Genomic DNA, 7,945 nt, shown 5'->3' with positions numbered 1-7,945 from the left:
GTGCAAAGAATGAACGACATGGTTATAAGCATCAAGATGATGTTTGTTTTCAAAAAATGCTTTTCCGTCGAGGTACCTGCGGATAAGTTTAGAAAACTCCAATCCTATTTTTATTTTCCTTCCATAGAACGGGAAATCCCTTAGTTCCATTTTTAAATTGCTTATATATTCATTTCTGTCAAAAATGATCTTTCCGTTAAACAGCCATTCTACGATCTTTCTGTTTGTCCCGAGAAGCATCCATTCTTTCAATTTTTCCTCACTTATTATATGAAGGGCCGCTTTTTGCTGTTCATAGGAATAATGCTTTATAAAAACAGGAGTTTCGCTTTCCTTCACTATAATAAGTAAAACAATATCAAAAGTATCTGTCAGCGGGCTAGCTTTTTGCCGCTGGTCAATCATCAGTACTCCTAAAGTATCGGGGTGGCTTGCTCTTTCTTGGTATATGGGTCTTAATATATCTTCCATCTATTGATTCCTCCACTTACTTTCATTGGATTACTATTTCGACGGGGAAATAAAAAATCCTCCCTCTTCCACAGTCAAATTTCGACAAACTCATGTCCGCAGCACTCAATACCAAGTAAATATGGTATAGTATTTTTTTAGGAGGGACAATAATGGCCAAAAAATATTCAAGTAAAATTAATAAAATCCGCACGTTTGCTCTGAGCTTGATTTTTATCGGCTTCATCATTATGTATGGCGGAATTTTCTTTAGAGAACACCCTATCGTCATGACTATTTTTATGCTGCTCGGATTACTCGCTATAGTTGGAAGTACTGTTGTTTACTTCTGGATCGGCATGTTATCCACCAAGGCGGTACAGGTTGTTTGCCCGAATTGCGGCAAACCTACCAAAATTCTCGGACGAGTCGATATGTGCATGTATTGCAATGAGCCTTTGACTCTTGACAAAGGTCTTGAAGGAAAAGATTTCAACGAAAGTTACAATAAAAAGGGGTAACCCTTTTCAGAAACAGTGCTGTTGCACTCAAAGGATAAGAAAAAGGAATCGCCGAAATATCCGGCAATTCCTTTTTTAATGTTCTTTATTCGTACTGCAGTCATCGCAGGTTCCGTATATCTCCATCCTATGATTGCGAACTTTGAAACCAGTGACGTGTGAAGCGAGATGTTCCACTTCGTCCAGTCCCGGGTAGTGAAAGTCGACGATCTTTCCGCACTCGTCGCAAATTACATGATAATGATCGGTTGTCACATAATCAAAACGGCTGGATGCGTCTCCATAAGTCAACTCTTTTACTAATCCCACTTCCCTGAAGACTCTCAGGTTGTTATAGACTGTCGCTACACTCATATTCGGGAACTTACCTTCTAATGCTTTATAAATATCATCAGCAGTTGGGTGCGCCATAGAATGTATCAAGAATTCCAAAATCGCATGACGTTGGGGAGTAATACGGACTCCAGTTTCCTTCAGCGTGTCGATCGCTTCTTTCAATTGGACCTCTGACATCGCCATGCACCTCTATTCCATAAAGATTATTATTTTATAATGTTTATAATTAGTGTACTAACGTTGGTAAGGTTTTGTCAATAAAACTCCTCATTAATTCCCTTGATGAAGATTTTGTTCCTTTTCTCCAAGCTGATTGTTGATGTATCTTGCTGCAACAAACAGGAAATCTGAGAGACGATTTAAATACGACAAGACGAGCGGATTAACTTCATCTTCAATACTGACCGATTCTCTCTCCGCTCTGCGGACAACCGTTCTTGCAGTATGTAATGCCGCTCCTGCAGGATGGCCGCCGGGAAGAATGAAGTTGGATAACGGAGTCAAGGCGGAGTCCCACTTATCGATCGTTGATTCAAGGTTCTTCACATCCTCTTCCGTCACCTTCCATTTTACTTCTTTCCCAGAAGGTGTCGCGAGCTCTGCACCTACATGGAACAAGGTCGTTTGAATCTTATGGAAGACCGCTTCGAACTCCCCGCGATCTTCAAAGTACTCATTCTTAATATAGCTTAACCCAAGGCCAATTAAAGAATTCGCTTCATCACAGGTCCCGTAGGCTTCCACTCTGCGGTCTGCTTTGGAAACACGCTGCCCGTATACAAGGGAAGTCGTCCCTTTATCACCAGTTTTAGTATAAATCTTCATAACTCAGTACCCTCTTTCCACCTGAATTTTGTTTATATAATCATTACCATTATAAATATAAGTTGTGAGGTTCTTTTTAAATATATCAAAAGAACGTGGAAGGTAATATTCGGTCCTGCTGGACAGATGCGGAGTGATTGTCACTTTATCCATCTTCCAGAAAGGGTGATCCCTTTCCAGCGGCTCCCTTTCAAAGACATCCAGATAAGCATGTGAAAGTTCGTTATTCTGCAGCGCATCAATAAGAGTGGAACTTTCAAACAAGTCCCCTCTTCCTATATTTATGAATACAGAGGACTTCTTCATACGTTGAAAATGCTCTTTTTTTAATAAGTATCTGGTTTCTAATGTACTCGGAAGGATAGATATCACATAATCCGCTTTTCCGAGTACGTTCTTCAACTCTTTAAGAGGATACATTTCATCGAAGTCCGCTTTTGGGAATCCATTAGTATTTATACCCAAAACCTTCATTCTGAAAGCTTTACCCAGTCTGGCGATTTCTCTTCCAATCGCACCAGCCCCCAGGATGAGCAAGGTTTTCCCTAATAATTCAGAACTTGGAGCCTCCCTCTCCCACAGACCCTGACTGATATCTTCCCTGACCCTGGGAAATTGTTTGGCATGCTGGAGCATGGATCCCAAGGCATATTCAGCCATCGGTACAGCATGGATACCCTTCACATTGGTCACTAAAATGCCTTTTTCTTTAATAAGCTTTAAGGGCATTAACTCCAAGCCGGCTGACATGACCATAATCCAGCGCAGCTTCCGAGCCTTCCTAATATGTTCGTCAGTCATGTCTTCTCCGAAAGTGACAATCACTTCTGCTTCAGGCAAACAATCTGAAGCTTGCTGCATTGAGTCAAAATACTCAAACCGGCACCCGGGATGCTCCTCTTCTATTTCTCTTAGTAATTTCTCCGGTGCTTGAAATGTGTACAGTACTTTCATTATGGCACCTCTATTTCCAGCGCTTTGTAAGTTTATTTTATCATTTCAATCTTCTAATTCCTATTAAATGGTTTAGAAGTGGAGTGCCTGTGGAGGGTAGATGAACACTTCGACTCCCATTTACGCTAAATAACAGATTTTCATAAAAAAAGACTTAGAGATCATTGCCTCTCTAAGCCTTTTTGAGTGTAATACTGTTTATCCGGTTTGTTCTGAAGTTTACTGTATTAAGCTTTACAAGTAAAACCGTTGATTCTTAATAGCTTACTTTTTTCATCTATGCCTTTTCTTCGTCATTCTCTATTATCTCGAGCTGAAGTATAGGCGCTTCCCCTTCCACTCCATTTATTGCTTTATCCAATTCCAGAATACCCTCCAAGAAGTCACCGATATGCTCGCTTTCTACATCTTCAATGGCAAATATCTGCTGCGCGAAATTCGAATCCAAAATTGCGGTATTCACTTCTCCGAATGATTTGGCATCAAACGGCAGGAAGTCTTGAAAAACACTGACGAGTTCGTTTAAAGATACCGGAGAATCCACCGTTTCCTCCACAGCTTCCAGATGCTCCTGCAATAACTGGTTTTGAGCCCTTAACTCCTCTAGTTCCGCCATCAACTTCAGGTTTTGTTTTTGCAAAAGCTCGTTCTCGTTTTTTAAAATGCTTGTTATTTCCGCTGATTCAGGGGCATTATTGGAACTTCCGGCTGTATTCACTTTCACCTGAATGCACCTCCTGTTTTTGCGATAGTGTATGCAGAACTGGGTGTTTAGTGAACGAATAAGGTTGTTTTCGCATAGATTGCTGCTTTGGAAAAAATCCCAAAAGCCGGATTTCCCCTGGATACGGAGGATTTTCTCTTTGGACAGAGGTGGTAACTCTTTTCCTTCTTGCTATGTCGGGGGAATTACGGTGTTATTTTCCGAATGACATAATAAACAGCAACAAAGTTTACGAAAAGAGCCATAAAAAAAAGAACGGCCGCGTTATGCAGCCGTCAAAGATCCGAGACTTATTTGAGGAGGTATGCCCTACTTTAATCTATGTAATATGAAGGGAAGTGAATGGACAAAAGCCTCCTCTTTTTAAAAATAGGCCTTATTGAAGGTTTTCTTTTATATAATTCAGCGCTTCTTCTACATGGCCCTTCACTTTCACTTTTCTCCATTCTTTTGCGATATTTCCTTCTTTATCAATGATGAAGGTTGACCGCTCAATGCCCATGTATTCTTTTCCGAAGTTTTTCTTCAGCTTCCAGACCCCATAATCTTCCGCCGTTTCATGATTTTCATCTACGAGCAAAAGGAAAGGCAGTCCATGTTTCTCAACAAACTTCTCATGTTTATTCTTTGGATCAGGACTTACGCCAAGGATCACTGCATCAAGATCCTCGAATTGATCATGCTGGTCCCTGAAATCACATGCCTCCGTGGTACAACCCGGAGTCATATCTTTGGGATAAAAATAAAGCACGATATTTTCCCCTTCGTAATCAGAGAGTTTTACCGTTTCACCATTACTGGCTTCAAGTTCAAATTGCGGGGCCTTCTTCCCTGTTTCAAGTGTCATTTAAGATCCTCCTATCATTTGAATACTTTTAGCTTACCCAAAATGAATGGAGTGCTCAACTGTTTGTCCTTCCAGGCGGCTTTCCTCTCTGTTCATCGACAAAAAATGTTTTTATCACAAAAGCGGCAGGAATGGTATACCCCAGCCATGATTCAACGAGCGCAATTCCCCTTCCCACTCCTATAGGCGTCACATCTCCATATCCAACAGAAAACAGGGTGACTCCGCTGAAATATAAACAGGTGAACAAGTGATCAAGAAAATCTCCTTGAATTACTTCTCCTCCCTCTGTCAGCAGGTCGATTCCTTCCACTTCCAGAAGGACGTAGACCAGTCCAAAACCCAGCATCAGCACAAGATAAGAAATGCCCAACAAAAGAAAATTCTTAATGGAGAGATGCTTTTCTCTCCATTTTGACGGAAAAAAGAGGGTTCTTAAACTCATCACCATACAAAACACTATAGCAGTTACCAATATATAAACCATCATTCCTCAACCCTTTTGGATATTGCTTTTAAATGCCTGTCTTACATCTTACGTTTAGACATCACGAATCATGTTGAGCAAACAAAAAAACACCTTCTATAAATAGAAGATGTTCGTTAGGATCCATTCTAGTTCCCTGCTCCCCGATACCTTTTGACCCCTTCATTCCAAAGAAAAATGGAAAGCGCAAAGAAGGCTGTGCCGATCAGCGGAGTCAGGTAGGAAAAGACATACCACTCTTCCCTGCCGAGAAAATAGGCGGCCGGATAAACACCGACGAATGCAAAAGGAAGGATCCAAGTCAGGACAAACCGGATCACGTTATTGTATATGTCCACCGGGTATCTGCCGTAATTTCCGATATTGTACATCATCGGCATTATGGAGGTTTTCGCATCTGACCAGAATCCGATGCTGGCAAGGCATATAAAGATCCCTGCGTAAACCAGTGCCCCGCCTGCCACAAACAACACAAACAGGATCGGGTCCATCCATTCTATCGTGAGGCCGAGGTTCCTCCCTGCATAAACCATGATGACAATTCCCGTCACGACTCCGAACAGTGATTCAAGCTCCATCCTCTCCAGAATGACCTGGAAGAGACTATGAATCGGGCGGGTCAGGATCCTGTCCATTTCGCCTTTCACAATATACCTTTCATTGAAATCCCAGATATTGAAGAAAGTTGAAAACAGGGCGAACGGAACAAGGAAGAACCCATAGATGAAGATGATTTCGTCCCGGGTCCAGCCGCTTAAGAATTGGGTGTGGCCGAAAACAACCAGGATAAAGACTAGATTGACAGCTTGAAAGAGCAGGTCAGAAAGTATTTCAACAACAAGATCTGTTCGGTACTGCAATCTTGTTTTCATATATTGGGAAATATACCGGAAGAACATTGATAGGTAAAACACTTCTCACCCTCCTTGAATAGTCATTTGTTTTTTGGCAATCTGCCACAGCGCCCAGATCGGCACCATCAATACGAGTACCCAAGCAGCCTGCATGCCGAGAGCCTCATATACTTCAAAGCCTTTATAGCCTTCAGTAAAAATCATGCTCGGAACATAACTGATGCTTTGAAAAGGCAGAAACTTCATTGTCTCCTGCGCCCAAAGAGGAAAGAAACTAATTGGCAGCAGGAGTCCTGAAAACAGATCGATAACGACCCGTTTAGCACGTATTAATCCATCATTGTTAAATAAGAAAAAAGTAGTAATTCCAGTCAGCAAATTGATTTGTGTATTAATCATGAAGCTGAAAATGATGGAGACGGCAAAGATCAGCCAAGTGGAAACATTAGCTGACACTTCTATAGGAAATACAAGTGCTACAATCACCATACCGGGAACGGAGAAAAACAGCAGCCTGAATATGCCCTCTCCCAGACCCTGCATGGTTTTCATTCCGAGGTAGCTGTAAGGTCTGATCAATTCGACAGCCACTTTTCCCTCTTTTATTTCGGTTGCTATCTCTCTATCGATGTTATTGAAATAAAACGCCCTCGCCATCCAGGCAACCGCGATATAAGTGGTCATTTGAATAACAGACAACCCTTCGATATCCTCTTTCCCTCCATAAATAGCCTGCCACAGGAAGTAATAGGCACCGATATTGATGCTGTAAATCAGGATACCGCTGTAATAATTCGTTCGATAAGCAAGCATCATCAAAAAGCGGATGCGGATCATCTCAATATATTTTGCCATTGCCGATCCCCCCTATGCCTTCACTGCTTCTCGTTGTGCTGGTTTGATATCGACAACGCCCTGTTCATAAATGTTGCGGATGATCTCTTCTGTTGTCGTCTCCTTGATCTTCATGTCCCTGACTTTATAGGCGGAAACAACGAGGCCGATCAATTCGGATATTTTATTATCATCTGCTTCGATAAGCGCTGAGAAACTCATATCTTTTTCATCAAGATGCCATTGTGCTCCCAGCTCAGCAGTAAGTGTATTCAAGCCTTCTATTGCAGGCTGGTCAATGAATTGGAATACAATTTCTTTCTGTTCTCCCCATTCTGTTTTCAGATTCTGAAGGGCTCCGTCATAGATGATCTGTCCTTCATCGAGCATGACTACCCGTTCACACAGTGCCTCGATATCAGTAAGGTCATGTGTCGTAAGCAGAATGGTCGTGTTATATTTCTCATTGATTTCCTTCAAAAACTGCCTGATCTTCAATTTCACAAGCACGTCTAACCCGATTGTCGGCTCATCGAGAAATAACAGCTTCGGATTGTGCACAAGAGCTGCAGCGAGTTCGCATCTCATTCGCTGCCCTAAGGAAAGCTTTCTGACAGGCTTGTCCAGCAGAGGGGCTATTTCCAGCGTCTCGATGACATGATCCATGTGCTCTTTATATTGTTGATCCGGAACCTTGTAAACCTTTTTCAAAAGCTGAAAAGATTCCTGGACTGCGATATCCCACCAAAGCTGAGATCTCTGGCCGAACACAACACCTATACTGCTGACAAACTTTTCCCTCTCCTTATGAGGGTTCATGCCATTGACCGTCACCGTACCTGACGTCGGGGTCAAGATACCTGTCAGCATTTTGATACTGGTCGATTTACCGGCACCATTTTCACCGATATAACCGACCATCTCTCCTTGTTTCACTGTAAAACTTATATCATTAACCGCCGAAACGACTTTATAATTGCGGGTAAATAAATCACGAAAAGCACCCTTTAAACCAGAACGGCTGGAGTAGGCTTTAAAATCTTTTCGAAGATTTTGGACTTCTATTGCATTCATATCTGCTCCTCCTTCCATACAAACCATGAAATAGTGTAA

At 41.9% G+C, this 7,945-nt stretch carries 11 protein-coding genes (1 of these 11 running past the window's edge); 1 reads left to right on the top strand and 10 read right to left on the bottom strand.

The features are described 5' to 3' along the window. Positions 1-471: the 5' portion of a nucleotidyltransferase-like protein gene (locus FZC79_RS09745; protein ID WP_148946609.1), read on the bottom strand. Its footprint begins 405 nt before the window's first position; 471 of the gene's 876 nt are visible here — the first part of the coding sequence; the start codon lies at positions 469-471; its stop codon lies off the left edge, out of view. Between the two features lie 152 nt (positions 472-623). On the opposite strand from FZC79_RS09745, the gene FZC79_RS09740 reads away from it, so the two are divergent. Continuing rightward, positions 624-971 carry a YgzB family protein gene (locus tag FZC79_RS09740; RefSeq protein ID WP_148946608.1) on the top strand — a complete coding sequence of 116 codons (348 nt, stop codon included), beginning with the start codon at positions 624-626 and terminating at the stop codon, positions 969-971. Positions 972-1,046: 75 nt separating this feature from the next. Here the strand turns inward: FZC79_RS09740 and perR are convergent, their stop codons facing one another. The 9 genes from perR to FZC79_RS09695 all read right to left on the bottom strand — a co-directional run bounded on the left by perR (position 1,047) and on the right by FZC79_RS09695 (position 7,906). Next, positions 1,047-1,484: a peroxide-responsive transcriptional repressor PerR gene (gene perR / locus FZC79_RS09735; RefSeq protein ID WP_187442718.1), complete on the bottom strand. Its 438-nt coding sequence runs from the start codon at positions 1,482-1,484 to the stop codon at positions 1,047-1,049. A 93-nt stretch (positions 1,485-1,577) separates the two neighbouring features. After that, positions 1,578-2,132 carry a cob(I)yrinic acid a,c-diamide adenosyltransferase gene (locus tag FZC79_RS09730; protein ID WP_148946606.1) on the bottom strand — a complete coding sequence of 185 codons (555 nt, stop codon included), beginning with the start codon at positions 2,130-2,132 and terminating at the stop codon, positions 1,578-1,580. 3 nt (positions 2,133-2,135) lie between these two features. Next, positions 2,136-3,086 (bottom strand): D-2-hydroxyacid dehydrogenase, encoded by a 951-nt coding sequence (locus FZC79_RS09725; RefSeq protein WP_148946605.1) that lies wholly within the window; start codon positions 3,084-3,086, stop codon positions 2,136-2,138. Positions 3,087-3,363: 277 nt separating this feature from the next. Further along, entirely contained in the window at positions 3,364-3,810 is a 447-nt protein-coding gene (locus FZC79_RS09720; RefSeq protein WP_148946604.1) for a hypothetical protein, read from the bottom strand. Between the two features lie 376 nt (positions 3,811-4,186). After that, positions 4,187-4,657, bottom strand: coding sequence for a thioredoxin-dependent thiol peroxidase (gene bcp / locus FZC79_RS09715; RefSeq protein WP_148946603.1), 471 nt, complete (start codon positions 4,655-4,657; stop codon positions 4,187-4,189). Between the two features lie 55 nt (positions 4,658-4,712). Then, entirely contained in the window at positions 4,713-5,147 is a 435-nt protein-coding gene (locus FZC79_RS09710; protein WP_148946602.1) for an ion channel, read from the bottom strand. A 125-nt stretch (positions 5,148-5,272) separates the two neighbouring features. Further along, entirely contained in the window at positions 5,273-6,058 is a 786-nt protein-coding gene (locus tag FZC79_RS09705; RefSeq protein WP_148946601.1) for an ABC transporter permease, read from the bottom strand. A gap of 3 nt (positions 6,059-6,061) precedes the next feature. Then, the gene (locus FZC79_RS09700) at positions 6,062-6,853 is read right to left on the bottom strand and encodes an ABC transporter permease (protein WP_148946600.1); all 792 of its coding nucleotides are present in this window, start codon (positions 6,851-6,853) and stop codon (positions 6,062-6,064) included. A gap of 12 nt (positions 6,854-6,865) precedes the next feature. Beyond that, positions 6,866-7,906, bottom strand: coding sequence for an ABC transporter ATP-binding protein (locus FZC79_RS09695; protein WP_148946599.1), 1,041 nt, complete (start codon positions 7,904-7,906; stop codon positions 6,866-6,868). Positions 7,907-7,945 lie beyond the last annotated feature (39 nt).

Origin of the sequence: Rossellomorea vietnamensis (genome assembly GCF_008180615.1) — a bacterium.
Classification (GTDB): Bacteria; Bacillota; Bacilli; order Bacillales; family Bacillaceae_B; genus Rossellomorea; species Rossellomorea vietnamensis_D.
Note: the sequence above shows the minus strand (reverse complement) of the source record. Positions and strands in the feature narration are given on the sequence as shown.